Consider the following 24,749-nt stretch of genomic DNA (forward strand, 5'->3'; position numbering starts at 1 on the left):
CACGGGAAACGACCCATCGATCAGCAGTCCATCCGCCCGGCGCAACCACCGTTTCCATGGCGCGCGGCATGCCCGATCAGCGGGGGGGTCACACCTGTTTGCTCGCATGTGGCTCGGGAACCCCGGGGGCATGACCGACAATCACCCGACCGACGAGCCGGACGGCACCACAGCGTACGAGGCTTCACTGCGACCGCCAGGGCACTCCATGGAACAACCCGCCGACGATCAGGGCGACCTGGCGCCGGAGGACAAGCGCGGCAACAGAGACGACGAAGGCTCGCAGCCCTCCGAGGTGCACCGCGCCGGATACGACACCCGCCGCACGGCCGGCGACGACCCGAATTACCGGCCCGACTGATCGGCGTCGCGCAGGCCGCGGCGACCATCGGGGCCAGCGCCAAAGGCTCGCCGACCAGCGACGCGAACCAGCGCCCAGCGCTGGGCCAGCCCGACGCGAACCAGCGCTGACCAGCGACAAAGAGCAGGGATGACATTGGGGGCCGGATCGATGATCCGGGCCCCCACGCCGTCAGCGAGCGACACGCAGCGAGGTGAGAAACCCCAGAGCGATCATGCCGAGGCCGAGAACCAGGTGGAGCCAGTCGTCGGCGTTGTTCATGGGCACGAAGTTGGCGGACGAGTCCTGCCCGACCACCAATCCGTAGAGCCACAGCACCAGATAGACGACCCCGCCGCCGATCAGGAAGGCCCGCGCGCCCGGGGCTGTGCGGGCCAGTGCCGGGCCGGCCACCCCGAACAGCAGGTGGACGATGTTGTGCAGCACGGATACCTGGAAGACGCCGAGCAGGAGGGCGTCCGAGTGGTGGCCGGCGAAGGTCATTTCGCTGTAGTTGGTGGTGATGCCGGGGATGAAGCCGGCCAGCCCGACCAACAGGAAACAACGCTGACGATCATTGCAGTGGTGTGTACGGGGCTGCGCACGCAGCGGGAGCGCCTGCCGCTGAACGGGTGGCCGCGCGGTCCGTCCTTTCCTGAGAGGACGGACCGGGTGCCCGGGTTCTACCGGGCACGAACGTCAGTCTTCGGCGGCCTTGAACAGGGCGGCGACCTCGGCGTTGGAGAGGTGGCGGAAGCCGCCGGGGCGCAGGTCGCCCAGGCGGATCGGGCCGACCGCCGTGCGGATCAGGCGGGTGACCGGGTGGCCCACCGCCTCCAGCATGCGGCGCACGATGTGCTTGCGGCCCTCGTGCAGCACGATCTCGACCTGTGCGGTCTTGCCCAGCGCGCCGACCAGCTTGAACGAGTCGGCCTTGGCCGGGCCGTCCTCGAGTTCGACGCCGGACAGCAGCTGGCGGCCCACGGTGCGGGGCAGCGGGCCGTTGATGACCTCGGCCAGGTACGTCTTCTGGATCTCGTACCGCGGGTGGGTGAGCTTGTTGGTCAGCTCGCCGTCGTTGGTGATCAGCAGCAGGCCCTCGGAGTCGGCGTCGAGCCGGCCCACGTGGTGCAGCCGCACGTCGAACTGGCCGACGAAGTCGGCGAGCTCGTTGCGGCCCTTCTCGTCGTCGAGCGACGACACGACGCCGCGGGGCTTGTTCAGCGCCAGGTAGACGAGCTTGGTGTCGGTGATCACCCGCTGCCCGTCGACGAGGATCTCGGCTTTGGTGGGGTCGACCTTGTCGCCGAGCTTGGCGACCTTGCCGTTGACCGTGACGCGCCGGCGGAAGATCAGGTCTTCGCAGGCGCGGCGGGATCCAACACCGGCCGCCGCCAGGACTTTCTGGAGGCGTTCGGCGGTGTCAGCCTGTGGCATCAAGCACTTCTTCCACGTCGTCGGGCAGGAACGGAGCGAGCGGCGGCAGCTGATCGACCGAGTTGAGGCCGAGCTTCTCGAGGAACAGCCCGGTCGTGCGATACAGGTGTGCCCCGGTTTCGCTCTCGGTGCCGCATTCCTCGATCAGGCCGCGGGTGACAAGCGTACGCATGACCCCGTCGCAGTTCACACCTCGGATGGCGCTGATCCTCGACCGGGTCACCGGCTGCTTGTAGGCGACCACAGCCAGTGTCTCCAGCGCCGCCTGGGTCAGCCGCACAGACTGCCCGTCGAGAACAAACCTTTCCACGTACGCCGCGTATTCCGGCCGCGTGTAGAGACGCCAGCCACCGGCCACCCGCCGCAGGTCGAACCCGTGCCCGGCCGCCGTGTACCGCGCCGACAGGTTGTCGAGCATCAGCGCGATGCGCTCGGTCGGCTGCTCCAGAATCTGCGCGAGCTGCAGCTCGGCCACCGGCTCGTCGACCACCAGCATGATCGCCTCGAGCGCCGCCGCCAGCTCCGCGTCGTCGGTCAACCCCGGAAGGTCCATTTCCGGCGTACGCAGCCCGGCCTCATCGATCGTGACGTCAGCCTTCGCCGCCCGGCGCTTCTGGCCCGGCACCGCCGCGTCCGCCGGCTCGGCCGCGGCCACCGCCACCGCCGGCTCTTCCGGGCTGTCGTCCCGCTCGTCGTCCGACTCGTCCGGCTCGGCCACGGCCGCCGCCGGCTCTTCCGGGCTGTCGTCCCGCTCGTCGTCCGACTCGTCCTCCGTGGCGAAGAGATCGGACGTGGACACCGGCACCTCGTCGGCGAACGGCAGATCCATCTCGCCGTCGTCGCTCACGTCGTCGTCGGCCGCCGCGTCGAAGACATCGCCCGCGTCGTCGCCCTCCGGAGGCAGCGGCGCATCGACCGGAGTCCCCGGCTCGTCCTCGTTCGCCGCCTCCACAGCCTGCTCGATCGACTCCGGCAGCGGCAGCTCAGGCCCCGGCCGGACGTCGACCGGCTCGACCTCGCTCACCGACTCGTCGAAGCCGACCTCGGCGTCCACCCCCGCCGCGTCGTCCGTGGTGGCGACAGCCGGATCAGGCCCCTCAAAAGCCGGATCGAAGTCGTCGTCATCCGACAGCCCCGACTCGTCGGTCGACTCCGTGTCGTCGGGAGCCCTCACCGCAGGCCCCGAGTCGGCCCGTCCCCCACCCGCACGATCGTCAAGGGCAGCGGTCGCCCCGGCGCCAGGCCCGTCAACAAGAGCGTCAGGCCCCTCAGCGACCGCCGAGTCGGCTTCGGCCCACTCGGCGTCGGCCGCGCGACGCCCAGCGTCATCGGCGTCCGCACCGTCAAGATCAGCGGAAGGCGAAGCGTCGGCAATGTGACGCCCAGCGCCGTCTGCGCCCGTGCCCTCAAGATCGGCGGAAGCTTTCGCCGCACCGGCGTCGGCCGCGCGACGTCCAGCGCCGTCGCCGTCAGTGCCGTCAAGATCTGCGGAAGCCGTCGCCGCGCCGGCGTCGGTTTCTGTGCGCGCCTCGTCCTCGGCTGCGGCCTGATAGGCCCGGTCCGGCGGCCGCGGGACTCGCTCCCACGGCGGCACCCAGGCCGCGGCCTGCGCCGCAAGTGAGTCCTGCCGCTCGTCGTCGCTCACGCTCGCCCCCTCGCGTCGTCGTCTTCCTCGCCAAGATCATCAAGTCGGCGGCCCACGTCAAGTCGGTCATCCGCCTCAGCACTACCCGATCCAGGCGATTCCCCAACGAGATCAGCGCGATCAGACTCGCTTCCGGAGTCGTCGAACTCCCCGGCGCCGTCACGCAGGCCCGCCGCAACATCCCGCTCACTCCCGGAAGCCCCGGCCCCGCCCACCTCGTCGCCCGCGCCGACCGATTCATCCAGGGGCTCGGAAGCATCGCCGGGCTCGCTGTCGGAGTCGTCCAGATCCCAGGCGCCACCGCTCAAGCCGTCAGCGGCAGCGGGCTTGTCCACTGACGCGGGAGCGTCGTCGAAGTCGCTGTCATCGTCGAGGTCGATCTCGCCGGCAAGCAGCTCCTCCGCGGAGGCGGAGTCATCGTCGGACGCGGGCTCGCTTCCGGGGGCGTCGGGGTCGGGCTTGCTTCCCTCGTAGTCGTCGATGTCGATGTCGATGTCGGCCGCGTCGCCGCCGATCCAGCGGACTGTCAGCTCGTCGAGGGAGACCGGCTGCTCGAAGTCGATCAGGCCCTCGCGGTAGAGCTCGAGCAGCGCGAGGAAGCGGGCCACCACTTCGAGCGTGTTGTCGCAGTCCGCGACGAGCAGGGTGAACGTCGCGTGGCCGGCGCGGCGCAGGCGGTCGCTGAGGAGGGTGGCGTGTTCGCGGACGCTGACCCGAACCTGGTGGATGTGGGCGATCGACACCTCGGGCGGGCCGGGCTTGGGCGAGAACTGCTTGAGGGCCAGCTTGAACAGGCGCTCGGGGCCGACGCCGAGCACCAGCTCGGGCAGCGCCTCGGCGTACCGCGGCTCCATCGAGACGGCCCGGGGCCAGCGGCGCATGCCGTTGATCTCGAGTTCCATGATGTGCGACGCGGCCTCTTTGTAGGCCTTGTATTGCAGCAGCCGGGCGAAGAGCAGGTCGCGCGCCTCGAGCAGGGCCAGGTCTTCCTCGTCCTCGACGTCGGCGGCGGGCAGCAGCCGGGCCGCCTTGAGGTCGAGCAGCGTGGCCGCGACCAGCAGGAACTCGCTCGCCTCGCCCAGATCCCAGTCGTCGCCCATGGCCCGGATGTAGGCGATGAAGTCGTCGGTCACCTGGTGCAGCGCGACCTCGGTGACGTCGAGCTTGTGCTTGCCGATGAGCTGCAACAGCAGGTCGAACGGGCCGGTGAAGTTGTCGAGCCGGACGAGGAACTTGCCGTCGTCGACCGGATTGCCCTCGGCGTCCACAACGACGCCGCCGGCATTCACCGGAACGACGGCAGCGGCCGGGGGCGCCGGCACGGACTCCGCAGGCGGCGCCTTGTCGGTGTCGGCGTCGGTCACCGGCACGGAGGCGGGCGGATGGGTCGACTCTTCAGGCACGAACTGACCGTAGACCACGGCTCCGACAACCTGCTCCCGCCTCACAGGTCAACTCCCATCGCTCCTGATGATCAACGCCGGAGGCGACGGCGGGTGACTGGTGACAACCGGGCATATCGGAAGCTCGGGCGAACACAACGGGAATCAGACTGAGTCACAGTCGACGGAGGAAATTACCGCGGTCAACTATCGTTCGGATCATGGCTTCGTTCAACGACACCGTGATCGAGAACTTCCGTGCCAACGACGGCGTGCTCGGCGGTCACTGGGAGGGCAAGACCACCCTCCTGCTGCACACTCCGGGCCGCAAGTCCGGCAAGGTGACCATCAATCCGCTCGTCGCGGCGCCCGACGGCGACTCGTACCTGGTCTGCGGCAGTGCCGGCGGCGCTCCGGACGACCCCCAGTGGGTCGCCAACCTCGAGGCCGTCGACGGCCCGGTCACCGTCGAGCTCGGCGCCGAGACCGTGCAGGCCGACCACCGGGTCGCCCGTCCCGGCCAGGATGACGACTGGGAGCGCCTGTACGGCGTGTGGAAGGCGTACTGGCCGGACGCTGCCGACTACGAGACCAAGACCGACCGCAAGTTCCCGATGGCCGTGATCACCGTCCGCTGACCGCTAGGTGGGGAGCGGTCCGTGGGCCGCTCCCCGTGCTTCAAGCGGCCAGCACCAGCGCCGGCGAAGGTTCGTACACGCTCTGGACCACGCTTCGCGCCCAGCGCATGCGCACGACGGCGGTCTCGGGGTAGTCGCCGTAGGCGGCGGCCAAGGTAGCCGCACACCCCCGGGTGCCGCCGCAGCGGCGGACGGACACAGCGATCGCGCTTTCCACGACCGCGGCGCTGGGCCGGGATCCGGACGGCAGGTCGCTGGCGAACAGGGCGGCGGCGCGGGCGGCGAGCATCTGGCTTCGCATCTCGATCAACTCCGGTGGATGAGCCGACGTAAGTGGACCGACTTCAGAGTGCGCCCCGTGCGCCACAGATCGCCTCCAGGTTTCCCCCGGAGGCACGATTCCGGGACTACCCCCAGACGCGGACGAAGACCAGGCCGAGCGCGTTGAGCAGCTGCAGCAGGAAGGGCGCTCCGAAGGGGAACAGGCACAGGATGAGCAGCACCAATACGCCGATGTTCTTGTCCTCGAACCACAGCCGCATCCACTGCATGCCGCGGCCGGGCCGGCTCACGGCGTTGTAGAGGATGCCGAAGCCGTCGAGCGGCGGGATCGGGATCAGCGCCAGCAGACCGAAGCACAGCAGGCCCACGGCCAGGGACAACACGACCTGGTGGACGATCGGCAGGCCGATGCCGAGCAGCACGTCGGCCGGTCCGATTAACGACAGCACATTTTCCGGGTACGCCAGGGCGTAGCCGAGCAGGATCAGCTGGGAGACCAGAATGCACAGCACCGGCCCGGCCGCGAACACCATGATGGCGCGGGCCTTGCCGCGGTAGCGGGGCACCTCGTCGACCGAGAGCATCTTGCCCCAGCCCATGCCGCCGATCGCGGCCGCGACGGCGCCGAACGGGTCGACGTCCTCGCGCAGGCGGGGCGTGATCGAGTCGCGGCGTTCGGCCAGGCCTAGGCTGCGGGCGGCCAGCCGGATGGCGACGGCGCGCAGCGCCAGCGCGAGCAGGAAGGAGAGAACCAGGGCGACAAAGGCCACCGGCTCGCCGAGGGCGTACAACACAGGTTCAGCCGCGCTCGGCCTTGGCGGCGATGACCTCGCGGGCGAGCTGCCGGTAGTTGCGGGCGCCGGACGAGGCCGGGTCGAGCGACGTGATCGGCGAACCGGCCACGGTGGACTCGGGGAACTTGACCGTCTTGGTGATGACGGTCTGGTAGACCTTGTCGCCGAACGCCTCGACCACGCGCTGCAGCACCTGGCGGCAGTGGGTGGTGCGGGAGTCGTACATGGTGGCGAGGATGCCTTCGAGTTCGAGGTCGAAGTTGAGGCGTTCGCGCACCTTGTCGATCGTGTCGAGCAGCAGCGCGACGCCGCGGAGCGAGAAGAACTCGCACTCGAGCGGGATGAGCACGCCGTGCGCGATGGTCAGCGCGTTGATCGCGAGCAGGCCCAGCGAGGGCTGGCAGTCGATCAGGATGAAGTCGTATTCCTTGCGGACCGAGCGCAGCACGCGGGCCAGCGCCATCTCGCGCGCGACCTCGTTGACCAGCTGGATCTCGGCCGCCGAGAGGTCGATGTTGGCCGGCAGCAGGTGCAGGCCGGCGACATCGGTCTTGATGATGACGTCCTCAGCGGTCACGTCGTCCTGCATGAGCAGGTTGTAGATGCTGAGGTCGAGGTTGTGCGGGTTGACGCCGAGGCCGACGGAGCAGGCGCCCTGGGGGTCGAAGTCGACCAGCAGCACCTTGCGGCCGTACTCGGCCAGGGCCGCGCCCAGGTTGATCGTCGTCGTGGTCTTGCCGACGCCGCCCTTCTGGTTGGCGAGGGCGATGATCCGCGCGGGGCCGTGCCGGTCGGTCGGCATGGGTTCGGGGATCGGACGGCGCATCGTGTAGGCCGTGGGGTCGGCGGGACCCAGGTCAGCGCCGAGATCCATGGATCCCTGCTGCTCGCGGAGCGCCGAGGTCCAGGCCTCTGCCCGATCGTTACCTGCCATGCCCTCGCCCCCTCTCCGACTCATGTCCCGGAGCCGATGCCCGACTGTACGCCACGCGTGCCGTCGATCCGGGCCAGGCTGTCGGCGTGTCGCCGTCTATGGGTGCGCAATGCTCTAACGAGCGCGCGGGTGTGCGGTCGCGTAGATCTCGCGCAGCCTGTCCACCGTGACCAGGGTGTAGATCTGCGTGGTGGTCACCGAGGCGTGCCCCAGCAGTTCCTGCACGACGCGGACGTCGGCGCCGCCGTCGAGCAGGTGGGTGGCGTAGGAGTGCCGCAAAGTGTGCGGGCTCACGGCGTGCGGGCCCTCGACCGGCAGGCCGGCGGCGGCCGCGGCGCGGTGCAGGATCGTCCACGCGCTCTGCCGGGACAACTGTCCACCCCGGGCGTTGAGGAAGACGGCCGGGGTGCCCCGGCCGTTGGCGGCCAGCGTCGGTCTCCCCCGTACGAGATAAGCGCCCAACGCGGCCTTGGCGTACCCGCCGACCGGGACCAGCCGGGTGCGGCCGCCCTTGCCGTGCAGGATGGCGGCCGGTTCGTCGTCGAGGTCGAGGTCGTCGATGGCGGCGCCGACGGCCTCGGAGATGCGCGCCCCGGTGCCGTACAGGAATTCGAGCAGGGCCTTGTCGCGCAGGCCGAGCGGGGTGTCGGTGGGCACGTCGAGCAGCCGGGTGACCTGGTCGACGTCGAGCGCCTTGGGCAGGCGCTGGGCCAGCGCGGGCGGCCGGACCTCGGCGGCGACGTCGGCGGTGACCAGGCCCTCGCGGGCGGCGAAGCGGTGCAGGCCGCGGACGGCGCTGACCGCCCGGGCGGCCGACGAGGCGGCCAGGCCCTCGGCGCGCAGAGTGGCCAGGTGGCCGGCGATCTGGCCGGCGCCCACCGAGGCGAGATCGTCGATCCCGTCCTCGGCGAGCGCCCGGGCGTAGCGTTCGAGGTCACGCCGGTACGACATGAGGGTGTTGCGCGACAGCCCACGCTCGACGGTCAGGTGGTCGAGGTAGGCGGTGACGACGCGCTGGACGGTCAGCACAAACTGGTTACTTTCGGTTTTCCGCCGCGGGAAGGCTCAGCACCTCGGTGAGGTCGACTGCCGACATGCCGTGCGCCTCCGCGACCGGTCCGTAGGTGACGTGCCCGTCGTGGGTGTTGAGACCCAGGGCGAGCGCGCGGTCGGCCCGCAGGGCGTCCCGCCAGCCGAGGTTGGCCAGTTCGAGAGCGTACGGCAGGGTGACGTTGGTCAGTGCGTAGGTGCTCGTGTGGGGCACCGCGCCCGGCATGTTGGCCACGCAGTAGAACAGCGATTCGTGCACTTTGTAGACCGGGTCGGCGTGGGTCGTCGGCCGCGAGTCCTCGAAGCAGCCGCCCTGGTCGATCGAGATGTCGACGAGCACGCTGCCGGGCTTCATGCGCGAGACGAGCGAGTTGGAGACCAGGTTGGGCGCCTTCGCGCCGGGGACCAGCACGGCCCCGATGACCAGGTCGGCGTCGAGGACGGCCTTCTCGATCTCGTACGCGTTGGAGGCGACCGTCTGCAGATGGCCCCGGTAGTCGGCGTCGGCCGCGCGCAGCCGGGCGATGTTGCGGTCGAGCACGAGGATCTCGGCCTGCATGCCCAGGGCTATGGCGGCGGCGTTCATGCCGGAGACGCCGGCCCCGATGACCACGACCTTGGCCGCGTACACGCCGGGCACGCCACCCATCAGGACGCCGCGGCCGCCCCCGGAGCGCATCAGGTGGTACGCCCCGACCTGTGGCGCCAGCCGGCCGGCGACCTCGCTCATCGGCGCCAGCAGGGGCAGCGACCGGTCGGGCAGCTCGACCGTCTCGTACGCGATGCCGGTGACCTTGCGGTCGAGGAGCGCGTCGGTGCACTCCTTGGACGCGGCCAGGTGCAGATAGGTGAAGAGCACCTGACCGGGCCGCATGCGCGGGTACTCCTCGGCGATCGGCTCCTTGACCTTGAGTACGAGCTCGGCTTCGGCCCACACCTCGTCGGCGGTGCTCAGGATCGTCGCGCCGGCCGCGATGTAGTCGCCGTCGGTGATGGACGACCCGGCGCCCGCCCCGGCCTGGACGAGCACCTGGTGCCCGGCCCGCCGGAACTCGTAGACCCCCGCGGGCGTGATGGCCACCCGGAACTCGTTGTTCTTGATCTCGCTGGGAATGCCGACCTTCATCGAGCCGACACCGTCCTTTCTCAACGCTGAGTGACGTCCCCCGGCGGCCGCCGTTCCCGGCCGCCCCGCCGAAGACTACTCCGCGTTTTGGATGTTATGCGCCCTTCACCCGCTTCGACGCTTTCTCAAAGGAGGGCGGCCAACTCGGCCGGGCGGGTCAGCATCGGCCAGTGGCCGGAGTCGATGTCGACCAGCTCGAGGTGCTTGGCCCGGGCCAGCTCGGGCAGGTCCCCCGCGGCGATCCACTCACGCGCCTGAGCCGGGGTGAATTCCGGGCAGATCAACGTCACGGGTACGTCGTAACGCCGCTCATCGGTCAGCCGGACCACCCCCTGAGCGACCCCCGCGGGCACCGGCACCGCCGCCGCCTCGAACGCCCGCCGGGCCGCGTCGTCGAGGTCGGCCGAGTCGGCCCCCTCGAAAGGCGCCCAGCCCGGGAACGCCATGACGCCGTCGACGATCGGGAAGAAGGCGGCGTACGCCTCGCCGTCGGCGTTCGGGAAGCCGCCGATCAGCACCACCTTGGCCACCCGGTCGGGGCGGCGGTCGGCCACGATCCAGGCCAGCGAGCAGGCGGCGGAGTGCCCGACCACGACCGACTTCCCGGACGCCGCGTCGACGACGGCGAGCACCGCGTTGACCTGGTCGTCGAGCGTCGCGCCGGGCTGGACGGGCAACGACACCGGCGCCGCCCCCTCCAGTTCGGACACGACGCCGTCCCACGCCGAGGCGTCGAGCCACAGGCCACCCACGAGCACAATCTGTTCTGCAGTCATGAGGCCAACCTAGGACCCATTCCGGACGTTCCACTTCCGGTACGGTCACGGATGTGCCGACCGGTTTGAGTCCCACCGCGCGGGCGCTGCGCACGCTCGAAATCCTGCAGGCCCGCCCGGGTACGACCGCAGCCCAGCTCGCCGGCCAACTCGGCGTCACCGAGCGGGCCGCCCGCCGCTACGTCGAGATCCTGCGGGAGGCCGGCATCCCGGTCGAGGCGGTCCGCGGCCCGTACGGCGGCTACCGGCTGGGCCGCGGCACCCGGCTGCCACCGGTCGTGTTCACCGAGGAGCAGGCGCTCGGGCTGGTCATGGCCGTGCTCGACGGGCAGCCGGCCGCGATCGACGCCGACGACCTGGTCGGGGCCGCGCTCAGCAAGGTCATCCGCGCCCTGCCCGAAAGCATCGGTCGGCAGGCGGCGGCACTACGGGCGTACGCGTCGGCTGCCCCCGACCGCCGTGCCGCGCGCGCCGACCCCGCCCTGACCAGCGCCCTGGTCGCGGCCGTGGCCGACCGGCACCGGGTGCAGGTCACCTACCGCAACGAGGGCGGCGACGAGTGGGACGCCGAGGTCGACCCGTGGGCGGTGGTGGTGCGCTTCGGCCGCTGGTATCTGCTGTGCCACTCGCACCGGGCGGACGCCATCCGTACGTACCGGATAGATCGCATCCGCGCGGTGCAGCGCCTGCCGCAGTCGTTCCTCCCGCCGGACGACCTCGACCCGGTGGCCGCGCTCGACCGCAACCTGGGCGTCGGCTGGAAATACACCACCCGGGTCGTCTTCCACGCCCCGCTCGAGCAGGTGGCGCCGTGGATCCGCTCCCCCATGGGCACCCTGGAGGCGGACGGCGAGCGTTGCGTGCTGACCGGCACGACCGCCAACCCCCGGATGTACGCCCAGGAGTGGCTGGCCACCGTCCCCATCGACTTCACCGTCGAGGAAGGCCCCGAACTGCGCGACGCCGTCGCCACCGTCGCGGCCCGCTTCGGCAAGGCTGTGCCCTGAGCCCAAGCCGGGAACGTCAGCGGTCTTAGCCGGCGTGGGGGCAGTCTCGGCCAGCTGTTCAACGCAGATGACGGCGCCGCGCAGGGCGTCCCAGCCCTGGGCCACGTCGAGTTCGCGGGCGCCGATGATTCCTCCAGCTGCTTCGATAGAGGGCGGATCGCGCACCGGCGCGGGCTCCGGCCGTAGTCAGGGCAGGGGCGGCAGGTCGGCGACGCGTTCGGCCAGTTCGCGGCGGCGGCGCTGCTCCCAGTCGGGGTCGAGGGCGCGCAGCAGGGCGAACTGCCGCTGCCACAGGGTGACCCGGAGCTCCTGCTCGGAGATCGGGTGGCGGGTCGCCCAGGCGCCGGCCATCGCGTACGTCGTGGCGTCGAACGACCAGTAGAGAAGCTCGTCGCGCGACGTGGTGGTGCGGTCCTGCAACACCTGGCCGTGCTCGACGACCAGCCAGTGGTAGACACCGTCGGCGTCGACGAGAACGTAGGGCCGGCCGGCCTCGCGCGGCTCGAAGGCGACCAGGTCGGCCGCCGGCGCGTCGATCAACGCGCCCAGGCGGGCCACCTCGGCCCGCAGCACCTCGAGGCCCCACTCCGAGTTGCCGGGGCCCGAGTCGCGACGAAACTGTTTCATAGCGTCAACGGTAGACAACTTTCCGTACCGGTCGGTAATACGGCGGCCATTGTTTCGAAGGAGTCACGCGGCCCGGATCAGCGGCACCCCAGCGGCGCTCAGCCGGACCAGCTCGGGGTCGTCGCCGGGTACGTCGGTGATGACTCCGGCCACCTCCGCGGAGGGCAGCACGGTGTACGGCGAGGCGGCGCCGATCTTCTCGGCGCTGGCCAGCACGTACGTCTCGGCGGCGCGGGAGGCGAGGGTCCGCTTCATCGCTGCCTCGTCGGCGTCGCCCGTGGTGAGCCCGGCCCGGTGGTGGACACCGGTGACGCCCAGCAGGAACAGATCGGCCGCGATGCCGTGGGCCGCCTCGGCGGTGGTGGCGCCGCAGGTAACCGCGGAGTGCTTGAACAGCCGGCCGCCCAGTACGAGGACCTCGGCGGCGGGGTGCTCGACCAGCGCGGCGGCCACGGTGACGCTGTGCGTGACGATCGTGGCCGACAGGTCGGCGGGCAGCGCGGCCACGACGGCCAGGGCCGTGGTGCCGCCGTCGAGCAGCACGGTCGCGCCGGGGCGGATCAGGGCGGCGGCCGCAGCGGCGACCCGATTCTTGCTGCCGGGGGCCACCGCCGTACGGGCCTGATAGTTCGCCTCGGCCGGGGCGGGGGGCAGGGCGCCGCCGTACACCCGCTGGCAGCGACCAGCCGCGGCCAGCTCGCGCAGATCGCGGCGGATCGTGTCCTCGGGCAGGCTCAGTTCGGTGGCGATGTCCTTGGCCACGACCTTGCCGTCCGCGCTCAGGCGGGCCAGCAGCAGGTCGCGGCGCTCGGCCGGCAGCATTGCGTGTTCCTCCTCATTATTATCGACTATTGCGTGTTTCCCGGCTAGCGTACCGGACCATGAACGGAACCCAGGGGCTCGACCTGCCCGACAGCCGCGGACGCACCGGACTCGACCAGGCCGGCCGCGACCTCACCGGCAACCCGGACGTGAAGATCCGGGACGTGGAGTTGCTGGCCACCGCGTGGCACGTGCTGCGCCGCACCACGTTCGACTACCGCCACCGCGACGGCAGCTGGACCACCGAACAGCGCGAGACGTACGACCGCGGCGACGGCGCGACGATCCTGCTCTACGACCAGCAGCGGCGCATGGTGCTGCTGACCCGCCAGTTCCGCTACCCGGCCTACGTCAACGGGCATCCCGACGGCATGCTCGTCGAGGCCGCGGCCGGGCTGCTCGACGACGACGATCCGGCCCGCGCGATCCGGCGCGAGGCGGCGGAGGAACTCGGCGTGACGGTCGGCGACCTGCAGCACGTGTTCGGCATCTGGATGAGCCCGGGCTCGGTCACCGAGCGTCTGCACTTCTACGCCGCCCCCTACACGGCGGCCGACCGCACCGGGCCCGGTGGCGGCGTGGCCGAAGAGGGCGAGGACATCGAGACCGTCGAGCTCGACTTCGACGAGGCGTTGCGGCAGACGACCGACGGCCGCATCGCCGACGCCAAGACCGTGATGCTGCTGCAGTGGGCCGCTCTGCACGGCCCGTTTCGGCAGAACGTTGATATGTATTGATTGGGATGAGTGCATGAGTCGGCTCCGCTGACATGCTCGCGGGCACACCCCCGAGCCTCACGGAGGACCTTCGTGCGAGCACCCCTCGTCCTCGGCGCCGCGGCGCTGATCCTGGGCCTGGCCACCGCCCCGGCCCAAGCCCAGGCTGTCGCCGCGCCCGACATCCCGGTCAGCAACGTCAAGGCGCACCTCACCCAGCTGCAGAGCATCGCCACCGCCAACGGCGGCAACCGGGCACACGGCCGTCCCGGCTATCTGGCCTCGGTGACGTACGTCAAGAACCTGCTCGACGCGGCCGGCTACACCACCCGCCAGCAGTCGTTCACGTACAACGGCGCCACCGGCTACAACCTGATCGCCGACTGGCCGGGCGGCGACACCGCCGACACCCTGATGATCGGCGGGCACCTGGACAGCGTCACGGCCGGCCCCGGCATCAACGACAACGGCTCCGGCTCGGCCGCCAACCTCGAGGTCGCGCTGGCCGTGGCCCGCACCAGCTTCCAGCCCGACCGCCACCTGCGCTTCGCCTGGTGGGGCGCCGAGGAACTCGGCCTGCGCGGCTCCACCGCGTACGTGAACTCGCTGACCACCACCCAGCGGCGCGAGATCACCGGGTACCTGAACTTCGACATGGTCGGCTCGCCCAACCCCGGCTACTTCCTCTACGACGGCGACAACTCCGACGGTACGGGCGCCGGCCCCGGCCCGGCCGGCTCGGCCCAGATCGAGGCGACCCTGGCCGCGTACTTCGGCACGATCGGCGTGCCCACCCGGGGCACCGACTTCGACGGGCGCAGCGACTACGGCCCGTTCATCGCCAACGGCATCCCGGCCGGCGGCATCTTCACCGGCGCCGAGGGCCGCAAGACGGCCGCGCAGGTGCAGCTCTGGGGCGGCACGACCGGCGCGTTCGACCCCTGCTACCACGCGTCGTGCGACACGACCGCCAACATCAACGACACTGCGCTCGACCGCAACTCCGACGCCATCGCGTACGCCGTCTGGAACCTCGCCGACGGCGGCGCCCCGCCGACCGGGACGACGGTGTGGGAGGACACCTTCGAGACGGCCACGGGCTGGACCCCCGGCACGAGCGACACCGCCACCGCGGGCCGCTTCGAGCGGGCCGACCCGGCCGCCACCACCTCGCAGCTGGGCACCGCCGCCGGCGGCTCCTTCGACCTGGTGACCGGCGCATCCGCGGGCAGCAGCGCCGGAGCCAACGACGTGGACGGCGGTACCACCACCATCCTGTCCCCGTCGATCACCCTGCCCTCCGGCACGCTGACGCTGAGCTTCAGCTGGTACCTGTCGCACCTGAGCAACGCGAGCAGCGCCGACTACGTCCGCATCCGCGTCGTCTCGGGCAGCACCACGACGACGGTCTTCACCCAGTCCGCAGCGGCGTCCGACCGGGCCGCGTCCTGGGCCACCGGCTCGGCCAACCTGTCGTCGTTCGCCGGCCAGACCATCCGCCTGAGCGTCGAGGCAGCCGACGCCTCGACCGCCTCACTGGTGGAAGCGGCCGTCGACAACGTCAAAATCACCAAGGCCTGATTTCTCGTACGCGGGTGACGGCGCCGGCCGTCACCCGCGTTCAGGCCAGGGTCGCCAGGTAGCCCACGCCACCGCCGGCCAGCGCCAGGCCCAGCAGGGCGAAGCTGGCGATCATCCGGTTGCCGAGCGAGATGCCGTCCTTGCGGGCGGCGATCACCTCGTTGCGCGTCTTCGTGGTGAAGACGGTCACCCCGGCCCGGCTCTGCTTCAACTGCCCGCGGGCGAGGCGGCCCAGCGCGAACACCTGCACTCCGCGCGGCACCCGGCTCTCGGTCAGGGTGAGCCGCTCGTTCTTGCGCAGGTCGTCGACGAGCTCGCGCGGCACCACCGCCGGTAGCGTCCTCGGCGCCTTCGGCCCGTGCTCGAGCGTGGTCTTCACCGCAACGCCCGGTTCCATCGGGTACGGATGGTCGAGGATCGCGGGGTCGACCGGGATCCGGCCACTGTGGTCGGCGAGCGCGAACCCGCCGGGCGACGAGAACTCGAGAAGCACGTCGTAGACCGGGTCGGTCTCGCCGGTGGACTGCCACCGGGCCGGCTCGCGGATCAGCCGGACGTGGAACCACACGCAGCCCTCGCCGGTGACCGGCCCGACCTGGCGGCCCGACGGCCCGTACTCGGTGCGGCCCTCGACCGCGACGCGGCCGCTTGTGCGCGCCGGCACCGGGGACGGAACGACCCGGCGCAGTGTGCGCAGCGCTCGATGGTCACCCAGGTTGAGCAGGACGAAGATGCCGGCGCCGCCGATCAGGCAGCCCCCGATGCAGTAAGCCACAGTCGCGACGACCATCACAGCGGTCACGGTAGGTCAGCCGGTCCACAGTGACATCCTGCGATCATGCCGTCGTGGTGACCGAATCGTTGGCGGCCTGGGCACACGGTGCGCACGCTCCGGCCCTCCTGTTTCCCGCGGCGGCGCCATCGAGCCGAGACGAGACGGTTCGTCTCGCGCCAAAACTTCGGCCCCGCGGGACGGGAGGCGGGCGGGACGGGAGGCGGGCGGGACGGCCACTTCCGAGGGTGACCGGCACGCCCGCCCGACTTCAGCCGCCGATCTTGCCGGCGGCGAACGCGGCGCCGTCCCGCACGTCGCCGTTGCGGGCGTACGCGAGGTGCGCGGAGAAGTTGTTGCCGCCGCCGCAGACCGGGTCGCCGGTGGCGCAGAACTCGACCGCGCGGTCGGCGAACTCGGGGGCGGCCCGGGCGATCGTCTGCCGCCGGATGCCCAGCGGGTTGCCGAAGACGACGACGGCCGCGATCCGGTCCCGCAGGCCGGCCGGGATGGCCTCGCCCTGGGTGCCGGCGCCGCGGATGCCGATCGCGATGTCGGTGACGGTCGCGCCCTGCGAGTAGCCGCCGATCACGAACTGCGTCTCCGGGCAGCTCTGGGCCACCTGCTGGATGTGCTGGGTCATGTTGGTAGCGCCCGGGCCGGCGCTTCGCTGGTTGCTCGCGGCCGCGTACACGACGGCGAACGAGTCGACGGTCTGGTTCGGCAGCTCGTCGGCCAGCGCCTGCTCCAGCGGGCGCCCCAGAATGCCCAGACCCTGTGGTTCGCCGGTGCCGCGGGCGAAGACGAGCTCCACATCGGAGCAACCCGCGCCGTTCTGGCCACCACCCGCAATGCCGCCGCCGGCATTGCCACTACCCGCGTTGCCGCCCTGGTTGAAACGGGCCCGGAGCCGCTCGAAGAACGAGCCGCTCCCGGCGCTCGCGGCCGAGCTTCCGGCCGTGCCCGCGAAAGCCTGCGGCGTCACCACTGCGCCGGCCGCCACCACGGCGGCGCAGATGCCGATCGTCAAGAACCGCCTGCTTTTCCCGGCCCCCACACGCCTTTTCGCCATTCCTAGCCCTCCTTCATCCCCGCAACCGCGCCATCGATCGGTTGCTACAGGCGAGTACGGCGAGAGCGGCCAGGCGGGATCGAGCGGGTGTGCCGGAGAATGTCGACCCCATTGACCGAATGGCATATCCGCTGGTCACAGCGTTGAGATGGCCGTCTCAGAAATGCTCCGGAAATGGTCGTCCGGCAATGAGCGAGAACGGCCGGCCGCCCGAAAGCGACCAGCCCTTCACCGATGGTGGAAATCAGGCGCTGAAGCTCGTACGGCGACGACGCGCCAGCACGAAGGCCGCCAGACCGCCGGTCAGCAGCAGCCCGCCGGCCCCCGCCACGACCGCGATGTTGGCGCCCGTCAGTACCGCCCCCGCCCGGACGAAGCGCAACTTTCTGCCCCGCGATCCGGGAGGCCGAACGGCCGATGGGCAAAGAAGAGCGGCGGTGTGGGCCGGGATGGACCCCACACCGCCGCCGTACGCGCCGCTGCTACTTCTTCGCGGCCGGAGCTGCCCCTTCGTCGGCGGCGCCGCCCTCGGCACCCGCCTCCTCACCGGCGCCTGCGTCCTCGCCGGCCCCGGCTTCCTCACCGGCACCGGCGTCCTCGCCCTGACCGGCTTCCTCACCAGCGCCCGCATCCTCGCCCTGACCGGCGTCGCCGCCGATGCCGGCCGCGGCCTTCGCGTCGGCCAGCGCCAGGCAGGCCTGCAGCAGGCTCTGCTGGGCGGAGGTCACAGCCTTGGCGGCCGCGTCGGCCGCAGCGCCCGCGTCCTCGCCGGCACCCGCTTCTTCGCCAGCGCCAGCCTCTTCGCCAGCACCCGCTTCCTCACCAGCACCCGCTTCTTCGCCAGCTCCGGCTTCCTCACCAGCACCAGCCTCTTCGCCCGCTTCTTCACCGGCACCGGCCTCCGCCCCGCCGGCCGCCTTCTCGCCCTTGGCCGCCGCGCGGGCCTTCAGCGTCTTGGCCCACTTCTTGGCCTGAGCCTTGTTCTCGGCCTTGGCTGCCGGCGAACCCGGAGCGGCTTCCTCGCCCGCTTCCTCGCCGCCGCCCGCGGCCGCTGCCGCATCGGCCGCGAACGTGTCGCACGCCGTCTCCAGCGCGGCCGCCGAAGCGGCTGCCGCGTCGCCGGGCGCCTGCTCCTCGACCGGGGCCAGCGGCTCGCCGTCGCAGACGATGGCGCCGGCGTTGACCTGCACGTCCTCACACTTCGAGACGTCGAACTGCTGACCGTCCACGGTCACCAGGTTCACGGCCTTGGGGTCGGTGGACGCCGAGGCCAGCTGAAGCCCGGTCACACCCATGGCGACGACCACGCCCGCGACGACCACCGCGCCGATCGTCTTGCGCCGGTTGCCGTCGTTCCGTCGTCGGTACGTGCGGGGCCTCATGACCACTCCTCGTCGTTGGACGTCGATGTCACCGGTGTTGCGGGCCAGTACGGCCCCCACCCGCCGCCCGGTTCAACGCCCCCACCCGCCAGACCCCCCAAATCACCCCTCGCCACGGCGCAAATGCGCAGCTCAGAACGGGTCCAAGAAAATCTTGAAAATTGACCTCGGCGCGGAGGGCAATCGCCTCCGGGAGTGGCTACGACCTCGCCGCGAGGATCTGCATCGCGCGGGCGGTGTTCGAGTTCATCGTCACGACGTCGAGCTCCCGGGTGGCGTTCACGGTGAACCGGTCGCGCAGAAGTTCGAGGAGCCACTCGACGCTGTGGTGGCGGCAGACGGCGGCGTTGGTGAACCCGAGCTGCTCGGCGATTCCGGTGATCCGGCCGTAGCCGCAACCGAAGTCGACGAGCCGGGCCGTGGCGTGGCGTTCAGACCGCGCAGCCACCCGACCTCGATCGGATGGGTGAAGGTCTTCGTGGCGCCGACGGTGTCCCAGTAGCCGCGTTGGTTCTCCAGCCCCGCCACGATCACGATCTTTCCAAACCCGACGGACCGGACCGAGACCCGAGCCCGCCGGCGCCGAGGAAACGGTGAGCGCGGGCGGTGGCGGCCGGCCCGCGCTCACCCGGTCTCAGAGAGCGGGGCTGTCGGCGGGGCGCAGCGTCGCCCAGCCCTCGTCGCGGGCCCGGGCCGCCGCCAGCAAGCCGCCCACGGCGGCCGCGTTGGTGATGTCGCCGCGGAAGACCATGGCCACCGCCTCGTCGAGGTCGATCCAGGCGACCTCGAGGTCGGCCTCCTCGTCCGTACGCTCGAAACGCTCCTCGTCCGGCACCGCCGACAGTTCACGGGCCAGGAAGATGCGGATCGTCTCGTCGGCGAAGCCGGGCGACGTGTGCAGGTCGATCAGCAGGTGGAACAGGCTCGCCCGCAGGTCCGCCTCTTCCTCCAGCTCGCGGGCCGCGGTGGCCTCGGGGGCCTCGTCGCTGACGTCGCGCAAGCCGGCCGGCAGCTCCCAGAGCCGCCGCCCCACCGCGTGGCGGTACTGCCGGATCAGCACGACCCGGCCGACGTCGTCGAGGGCGACCACGCCGACCGCGCCCTTGTTCTGCACGACGTCGCGCCGGGCTGTGCCCCCGGACGACATCGTCACCTCGTCGGTGAAGACCGTGAAGATCGGGCCCTCGTACCGCGGGGTCCGCGAACGCGTCTCGTGCGCGAAGGAGGTCACGACGCTTCCACCGGCAGCTCGTCGGCCGCCGCGTACTCCACGGCCGCCTTGACCAGGCCGTCGAACAGCGGGTGGGGACGGGTGGGACGGCTCTTCAGCTCGGGGTGGGCCTGGGTGGCCACGAAGTACGGGTGGGTCTCGCGGTCGAGCTCGATGAACTCGACGAGGCGGCCGTCGGGCGAGGTGCCCGAGAAGACCAGGCCGGCCTCCGTGAGCTTGGCCCGGTAGTCGTTGTTGACCTCGTAGCGGTGGCGGTGCCGCTCCGAGATGTCGGTCGAGCCGTACACCTCGGCGACGATCGAGCCCTCGGTCAGCGCCGCCGGGTAGGCGCCCAGGCGCATCGTGCCGCCCAGGTCGCCCTTGCCGGCCACGATGTCCTCCTGGTCGGCCATCGTCGAGATCACCGGGTACGGGGCCCGCTCGTCGAACTCGAGCGAGTTGGCCCCGGCCAGACCGGCCAGGTGGCGCGCGGCGTCGATCGTCATGCACTGCAGCCCGAGGCAGATGCCCAGGATGGGGATCCGGTTCTCGCGGGCGTACCGGGAAGTATTGATCTTGCCCTCGATGCCGCGGACGCCGAAGCCGCCGGGGATCACGATGCCGTCGACGCCCTTGAGGGCAGCCGCGGCGCCGGCCGTGGTCTCGCAGTCGTCGCTGGGCACCCAGCGCAGCTGGATCTTGACGTTGTTGCCGAAGCCGGCGGCCCGGATGGCCTCGCTGACCGACAGGTACGCGTCCGGCAGGTCGACGTACTTGCCGACCAGCGCGATCGTGATCGTCCGCTTCGGATGGTGCACGCGGTGCAGCAGATCGTCCCACTGCGTCCAGTTCACGTCGCGGAAGGACAGACCCAGACGGCGTACGACGTACGCGTCCAGCCCCTCCTGGTGCAGCACCTTGGGGATGTCGTAGATGCTGGGGGCGTCGGGCGCGGCCACCACGGCCTCACGGTCGACGTCGCAGTAGAGCGCCAGCTTGTGCTTCAGCTTCTCGGGGATCTCGCGGTCGCTGCGGCACACCAGCGCGTCGGGCTGGATGCCGATGTTGCGCAGGGCCGCCACCGAGTGCTGGGTCGGCTTGGTCTTGAGCTCGCCCGAGGGCGCCAGGTACGGCACGAGCGAGACGTGCAGGTAGAAGACGTGGTCGCGGCCGACCTCGTGGCGCACCTGACGGATCGCCTCGAGGAACGGCAGCGACTCCATGTCGCCGACCGTGCCGCCGACCTCGGTGATGACGACGTCGGGCCGCCGGCCGGACTCGTCGGGGTCGGCCATCGCGAAGATGCGCGACTTGATCTCGTTCGTGATGTGCGGGATCACCTGGACCGTGTCGCCCAGGTACTCACCGCGGCGCTCCCGGGCGATGACGGCCGAGTAGACCTGGCCGGTCGTGACGTTCGCCTTGCCGGAGAGCGACCGGTCGAGGAACCGCTCGTAGTGACCGACGTCGAGGTCGGTCTCGGCCCCGTCCTCGGTCACGAAGACCTCGCCGTGCTGGAAGGGGTTCATCGTGCCCGGGTCGACGTTCAGGTAGGGGTCGAGCTTCTGCATGACGACCCGGAGCCCGCGCGCGGTCAGAAGATTACCGAGGCTGGAGGCGGTGAGGCCCTTGCCCAGCGAGGAGGCGACGCCCCCGGTGACGAAGATGTGCCGCGTGTCGCGCACTGTAGAGGCCAACGCCCTGCTCCCGTGGTCGCCTGATTGTGACTGCGGCCGGGGCGAGGCCCCATCCACGGGAGTCCACCGTAACACCTATGGCGGCGGCCGCACGTTCGGGCTGGTGGTGACGCGTGTCCGCAGTCGGGCGATCACGCAGAAGTGACCGACGAGGCCTGACCGCGCAGGGCCGGACCGCCCGGACCGTCGGACTCCCCGTCGGGGCGGGTGCGGTCGGCGGCGTGCAGCAGCACCCTCAGCGCGGTGAGCACCGCGGTCGGCACGGCAGCCGCTGCGGCGGCGCCGGCGACGGTCAGCGCCGATCCGTTGAGCACACCGGCGATGAGCACGGCCACGGTGATCCCGGCCCCGGCCGCCCGCAGCGCCGGGTGCAGCCCGAAGAGCCGGTTGAGCCCGCCCCACGGCGAGAACTGGCAGAAGGCCAGCATCAGCACCCCGGCCACGGCCAGGATCGTCAGCGGGCTGTCCAGCAGCGCCTGCCCGTTGGCGGTGGCCGCGCGCTGCATGGCCGGCCCGGCGGTGCCGTTGCCCAGCTCGGTCAGCAGCCGGCCCACGATGCCCTGGTCGGCCGCCGGCCGGCGCAGGTCGACCGCCGCGAAGCCGATGGTGACGGCCAGTCCGGCCAGCGCGGCCCAGGCGAAGCGCGAGAACGTCAGCCAGCCGCCGGTGGTGATGGCGGCGGCCACGCAGACCCCGGCGGTGACGGCGATCGCGCCCACCGGGTCGGCGCCCAGATAGGGGCTGCCCACGACGACGACGCCGATCCCGCCCAGCAGCACCATGACGACCGGCCGCCACGGCTTGGCGATCCACTGGGCCAGCGAGCCGGCCAGCACGAGCAGCCCGGCCACGAACACGCCGAGGCCGACCCCGCCCACCCCGGCATACCGGCCGCCGGACACCGCCGAATAGCCGGCGACGCCGTTGAGCTGCAACTGGGCCCCGGTGAGCAGGTCGAACCCGACGACCAAGGCCGCGATGGCGGCGACCGCGCCCAGCGGCCACAGGGTGCGGCCGTAGCGCGGGGCCAGCCGCACCAGCACGGTGCCGACCACGATGAACAGGCCGGTGACACTGCCGAAGACCCAGGCCGGGTGCCCGTAGCGCCACCACGGGGTGGCATCGGCCAGCAGCGCGGCCGGGATGGCCAGCGCGGCCGCGATCAGAGCGAGTTCCAGTACGGCGACCAGCCGCGCCGACGGCAGGGCCGGGCCCCGCGGTCCGGCGTGCCGGCGGGCGCGCACCATCACCGGGATGGTCAGCAGGAAGCACAGGATCTGCAGCCCGGCCAGCACCTTGAAGAAGATCTCGGCGACCGCGTTCTGGGCGACCGAGCGCTGGTCGGCGTTGTGCACGCCCAGCATCGCGTCGGCGACATCAGCCGGCCGGCCCTCGACCACAGTGGCGGTACGCCCGGCGAACAGCTTGTCGGGCGCGGGCCGGCCCAGCGCCGTCAGCACCGTGGGCGCGAGGTCGATCAGCTGCAGGTAGCCGTCGCGGCCGGTGCCGGCCGAGGTGAGCCAGCCACCGTTCCAGCCGTCGCCCTCGGCGATCGCCACGTGCAGGCGCGACGAGCGCTCGGTGTCGGACACCCCGGCCACCATCAGCAGGGAGCGCTGCGGGCGGGCGGCGACGACGCGGGCCAGCATGGCGTCGGCCGCCTGCGCCTGCTGCTGCCGCTGGGCGCCGCTGCCCGAGACCGCGCCCAGGTCGACGATGCTGAGGTTGCACTGCGACAGCAGGCCGGTGGGGTCGACCGGCAGCGACGGCTGGTACTTGTCGACGCGGCCGAACGGGCGGGCGGCCGCCATCGCCGCGGCCGGGCCGAAGGCGTACGTGCAGCGCACCGACTCGGCCAGGGCGCCGGGCACCGCCCCGTACGGAAGCGTGTCCTGGTTGTTCTGGACCACCGAGCGCTGTTCGGTGAGGTTGGCGCCGATGTCGTCGGGCTGGGTGAGCGCCGGCGACGCGGGCTCGCACTGGCTGCCCGTGGTGTGCCGGGGCCACGCGGCGTAGTTGCCGGCGCCGAGCGTCAGCCACCCGTCCGAGGGGCAGGTGACCCGCATCGCCGAGCGCACCGACAGCCAGCCGATCGAGCCCTTCGACGCCGCGGCCCAGAGCGTGGGCGTGCGCTGCGGGTCGAGGTCGTCCCAGCGCAGCCCGGCCGACCCGGCCACGATCACGTAGTCGGCGCTGCCGGTGTTGTTGTCGGTCGTCGGGCGGATCGCCAGTCCGGCGATGCCGGCCAGCGCGATCAGCCCGACCAGCAGGTAGGGCACCCAGGTCCAGCGGCGGCGGGCCGGCGGCAACGCGGCCGGACGGACCCGGCGCAGACGGTCGACGAGTCTCACGAACGGCCCGTCACTTCGGCGTACGCGGCGCGGACGTCGGCCACCGTGTCGGCCTCCCGCGGCCAGGTGGCGGCCTGCACCGGACCCCGGGCGGCGTAGTCGGCCCGCAGCGCCGGATCGTCGAGCAGGGCCCGGACAGCGTTGTCGAGCGCGTCGACGTCGTCCGGCGGGATCAGCATCGCCGCGTCACCGACCAGGCCGGGCAGCCCGCCCACGGCCGTGCTGATCAGCGGCACGCCCGACTCGAGGGCCTCCTGTGCGAACAGCTGCCGCGCCTCCCACTCGCTGGTGATCACCGCGAGGTCGGCCCCGAGCAGCAGGTCGGCCACGTCGTTGCGCCGGCCGAGCAGGTGGAACGGCGCGTGCTTCCGCGACGCCCGCTGGGCCAGGAACATGTAGCTGGGCCCGGAGCCGGCCACCACGACCACCGGCGCCGGGTCGAGGTCGCGCCAGCGGGCCGACGCGTCGACCAGCAGGTCGTAGCGCTTCTGCGGGTGCAGGCGGCCCACCGAGACGATGAGCGGGGTGTCGGGCGGCAGGCGGAACTCCGCCCGCACGGCCGAGCGGGTGCGCTTGGGCAGCGGCAGGGTAGGGGCCGCGACGGCCCCGAGGCGGGCATTGCGGGCGCCCAGCGCGGTGGCCCGCTCGACCAGGTCGTCCGAGGCGCCCAGGGTGAGCGTGGCGTTGCGCGCGACGAGCCGCTCGACCAGCAGCGACGCCTGCCCGCGCAGGCCCTTGCGCGACAGCACGGCGTTGTGCCACGTGACAACCAGCGGCGTGCCGGAACGCGCCAGCTGGGCCACGAAGGCGGCCCGGAAGCCGTGTGCGTGCACCACGTCCGGCCGGCGGGCCGAGAGGGCGCTGCGCAGTTGGCGTACGGCACCCGCGTCCTGCGGGCCGGGACTGGCCGGAATCTCGACCGGGACGAAGATGGCGCCCGAGCCGGCGAACCCGAACAGCTCGTCGGTGGCCGCGGGGCCGCACACCAGCACCTCGCAACCCGCCGCGACCAGGCCGCGGGCGAGCGAGGCGACGTGCTGGCCGACCCCACCCGTGCTGGAGGCCAGCACCAGTGCCACCGAACCACGCCAATCCTCGCCCACGGAAC

General features: G+C 71.6%; 25 protein-coding genes and 1 pseudogene. 5 read left to right on the top strand and 21 right to left on the bottom strand.

Annotated features, from left to right (window positions below):
* Positions 1-130 precede the first annotated feature (130 nt).
* Complete coding sequence (locus tag LXN57_RS40990; protein ID WP_251803705.1) at positions 131-361, top strand: hypothetical protein; 231 nt, start codon at positions 131-133, stop codon at positions 359-361.
* 171 nt (positions 362-532) lie between these two features.
* On the opposite strand, the gene LXN57_RS40995 is transcribed toward LXN57_RS40990, so the two are convergent.
* The 4 genes and pseudogenes from LXN57_RS40995 to LXN57_RS41010 all read right to left on the bottom strand — a co-directional run.
* Complete coding sequence (locus tag LXN57_RS40995) at positions 533-895, bottom strand: DUF4383 domain-containing protein (RefSeq protein ID WP_308206700.1); 363 nt, start codon at positions 893-895, stop codon at positions 533-535.
* 144 nt (positions 896-1,039) lie between these two features.
* Positions 1,040-1,777 carry a pseudouridine synthase gene (locus LXN57_RS41000; protein WP_221380233.1) on the bottom strand — a complete coding sequence of 246 codons (738 nt, stop codon included), beginning with the start codon at positions 1,775-1,777 and terminating at the stop codon, positions 1,040-1,042.
* A complete protein-coding gene (gene scpB, locus LXN57_RS41005; RefSeq protein WP_438872973.1) occupies positions 1,764-2,606 on the bottom strand; it encodes an SMC-Scp complex subunit ScpB in 843 nt (280 codons plus the stop codon). The genes LXN57_RS41000 and scpB overlap by 14 nt, the downstream gene beginning before the upstream one ends.
* A gap of 1,214 nt (positions 2,607-3,820) precedes the next feature.
* A pseudogene (locus LXN57_RS41010) lies at positions 3,821-4,786 on the bottom strand (segregation and condensation protein A); the annotation flags it as partial.
* 239 nt (positions 4,787-5,025) lie between these two features.
* On the opposite strand from LXN57_RS41010, the gene LXN57_RS41015 reads away from it, so the two are divergent.
* Complete coding sequence (locus LXN57_RS41015) at positions 5,026-5,442, top strand: nitroreductase/quinone reductase family protein (RefSeq protein WP_251803707.1); 417 nt, start codon at positions 5,026-5,028, stop codon at positions 5,440-5,442.
* A 40-nt stretch (positions 5,443-5,482) separates the two neighbouring features.
* Here LXN57_RS41015 and LXN57_RS41020 read toward each other — a convergent pair whose 3' ends face one another.
* The 6 genes from LXN57_RS41020 to LXN57_RS41045 all read right to left on the bottom strand — a co-directional run bounded on the left by LXN57_RS41020 (position 5,483) and on the right by LXN57_RS41045 (position 10,404).
* A complete protein-coding gene (locus LXN57_RS41020) occupies positions 5,483-5,743 on the bottom strand; it encodes a hypothetical protein (protein WP_251803708.1) in 261 nt (86 codons plus the stop codon).
* 106 nt (positions 5,744-5,849) lie between these two features.
* Entirely contained in the window at positions 5,850-6,518 is a 669-nt protein-coding gene (locus tag LXN57_RS41025; protein WP_251803709.1) for a zinc metalloprotease, read from the bottom strand.
* Positions 6,519-6,522: 4 nt separating this feature from the next.
* Positions 6,523-7,452, bottom strand: a complete 930-nt coding sequence (locus LXN57_RS41030) for a ParA family protein (protein ID WP_221380227.1) — start codon at positions 7,450-7,452, stop codon at positions 6,523-6,525.
* A gap of 114 nt (positions 7,453-7,566) precedes the next feature.
* Entirely contained in the window at positions 7,567-8,481 is a 915-nt protein-coding gene (locus LXN57_RS41035; protein ID WP_251803710.1) for a site-specific tyrosine recombinase XerD, read from the bottom strand.
* A 7-nt stretch (positions 8,482-8,488) separates the two neighbouring features.
* Complete coding sequence (ald, locus tag LXN57_RS41040; protein ID WP_251803711.1) at positions 8,489-9,628, bottom strand: alanine dehydrogenase; 1,140 nt, start codon at positions 9,626-9,628, stop codon at positions 8,489-8,491.
* Between the two features lie 125 nt (positions 9,629-9,753).
* Positions 9,754-10,404 carry an alpha/beta fold hydrolase gene (locus tag LXN57_RS41045; RefSeq protein WP_251803712.1) on the bottom strand — a complete coding sequence of 217 codons (651 nt, stop codon included), beginning with the start codon at positions 10,402-10,404 and terminating at the stop codon, positions 9,754-9,756.
* 53 nt (positions 10,405-10,457) lie between these two features.
* On the opposite strand from LXN57_RS41045, the gene LXN57_RS41050 reads away from it, so the two are divergent.
* Positions 10,458-11,411: a helix-turn-helix transcriptional regulator gene (locus tag LXN57_RS41050; RefSeq protein WP_285904730.1), complete on the top strand. Its 954-nt coding sequence runs from the start codon at positions 10,458-10,460 to the stop codon at positions 11,409-11,411.
* A gap of 186 nt (positions 11,412-11,597) precedes the next feature.
* Here LXN57_RS41050 and LXN57_RS41055 read toward each other — a convergent pair whose 3' ends face one another.
* Positions 11,598-12,038 carry an Imm63 family immunity protein gene (locus LXN57_RS41055; RefSeq protein WP_251803713.1) on the bottom strand — a complete coding sequence of 147 codons (441 nt, stop codon included), beginning with the start codon at positions 12,036-12,038 and terminating at the stop codon, positions 11,598-11,600.
* Between the two features lie 63 nt (positions 12,039-12,101).
* The gene (locus tag LXN57_RS41060) at positions 12,102-12,860 is read right to left on the bottom strand and encodes a DeoR/GlpR family DNA-binding transcription regulator (protein WP_251803714.1); all 759 of its coding nucleotides are present in this window, start codon (positions 12,858-12,860) and stop codon (positions 12,102-12,104) included.
* A 59-nt stretch (positions 12,861-12,919) separates the two neighbouring features.
* Here LXN57_RS41060 and LXN57_RS41065 point away from each other — a divergent pair, with 59 nt between their 5' ends.
* Both LXN57_RS41065 and LXN57_RS41070 read left to right on the top strand, forming a co-directional pair.
* A complete protein-coding gene (locus tag LXN57_RS41065) occupies positions 12,920-13,597 on the top strand; it encodes an NUDIX domain-containing protein (RefSeq protein ID WP_251803715.1) in 678 nt (225 codons plus the stop codon).
* Between the two features lie 72 nt (positions 13,598-13,669).
* Positions 13,670-15,157, top strand: coding sequence for a M28 family peptidase (locus LXN57_RS41070; RefSeq protein WP_438872972.1), 1,488 nt, complete (start codon positions 13,670-13,672; stop codon positions 15,155-15,157).
* A 40-nt stretch (positions 15,158-15,197) separates the two neighbouring features.
* On the opposite strand, the gene LXN57_RS41075 is transcribed toward LXN57_RS41070, so the two are convergent.
* The 9 genes from LXN57_RS41075 to LXN57_RS41115 form a co-directional block, all read right to left on the bottom strand.
* Positions 15,198-15,950 (bottom strand): hypothetical protein, encoded by a 753-nt coding sequence (locus LXN57_RS41075; RefSeq protein ID WP_251803716.1) that lies wholly within the window; start codon positions 15,948-15,950, stop codon positions 15,198-15,200.
* Between the two features lie 250 nt (positions 15,951-16,200).
* Positions 16,201-16,959 carry a cutinase family protein gene (locus LXN57_RS41080; protein ID WP_251803717.1) on the bottom strand — a complete coding sequence of 253 codons (759 nt, stop codon included), beginning with the start codon at positions 16,957-16,959 and terminating at the stop codon, positions 16,201-16,203.
* 286 nt (positions 16,960-17,245) lie between these two features.
* Positions 17,246-17,383: an LPXTG cell wall anchor domain-containing protein gene (locus LXN57_RS41085; protein ID WP_251803718.1), complete on the bottom strand. Its 138-nt coding sequence runs from the start codon at positions 17,381-17,383 to the stop codon at positions 17,246-17,248.
* A gap of 100 nt (positions 17,384-17,483) precedes the next feature.
* Positions 17,484-18,323, bottom strand: a complete 840-nt coding sequence (locus LXN57_RS41090) for a hypothetical protein (protein WP_251803719.1) — start codon at positions 18,321-18,323, stop codon at positions 17,484-17,486.
* Between the two features lie 259 nt (positions 18,324-18,582).
* Positions 18,583-18,831, bottom strand: a complete 249-nt coding sequence (locus LXN57_RS41095; protein WP_251803720.1) for a hypothetical protein — start codon at positions 18,829-18,831, stop codon at positions 18,583-18,585.
* Positions 18,832-19,017: 186 nt separating this feature from the next.
* A complete protein-coding gene (locus LXN57_RS41100) occupies positions 19,018-19,614 on the bottom strand; it encodes an NUDIX domain-containing protein (RefSeq protein ID WP_251803721.1) in 597 nt (198 codons plus the stop codon).
* Positions 19,611-21,290: a CTP synthase gene (pyrG, locus tag LXN57_RS41105; RefSeq protein WP_251803722.1), complete on the bottom strand. Its 1,680-nt coding sequence runs from the start codon at positions 21,288-21,290 to the stop codon at positions 19,611-19,613. The genes LXN57_RS41100 and pyrG overlap by 4 nt, the downstream gene beginning before the upstream one ends.
* Positions 21,291-21,421: 131 nt before the next feature.
* Positions 21,422-23,641, bottom strand: coding sequence for a hypothetical protein (locus tag LXN57_RS41110; protein ID WP_251803723.1), 2,220 nt, complete (start codon positions 23,639-23,641; stop codon positions 21,422-21,424).
* On the bottom strand, positions 23,638-24,744 hold the full coding sequence (locus LXN57_RS41115; protein ID WP_251803724.1) for a glycosyltransferase family 4 protein: 1,107 nt from the start codon (positions 24,742-24,744) through the stop codon (positions 23,638-23,640). The genes LXN57_RS41110 and LXN57_RS41115 overlap by 4 nt, the downstream gene beginning before the upstream one ends.
* Positions 24,745-24,749: the final 5 nt, after the last annotated feature.

The sequence above is a fragment of the Paractinoplanes hotanensis genome (genome assembly GCF_023717965.1).
GTDB lineage: Bacteria > Actinomycetota > Actinomycetes > Mycobacteriales > Micromonosporaceae > Actinoplanes > Actinoplanes polyasparticus.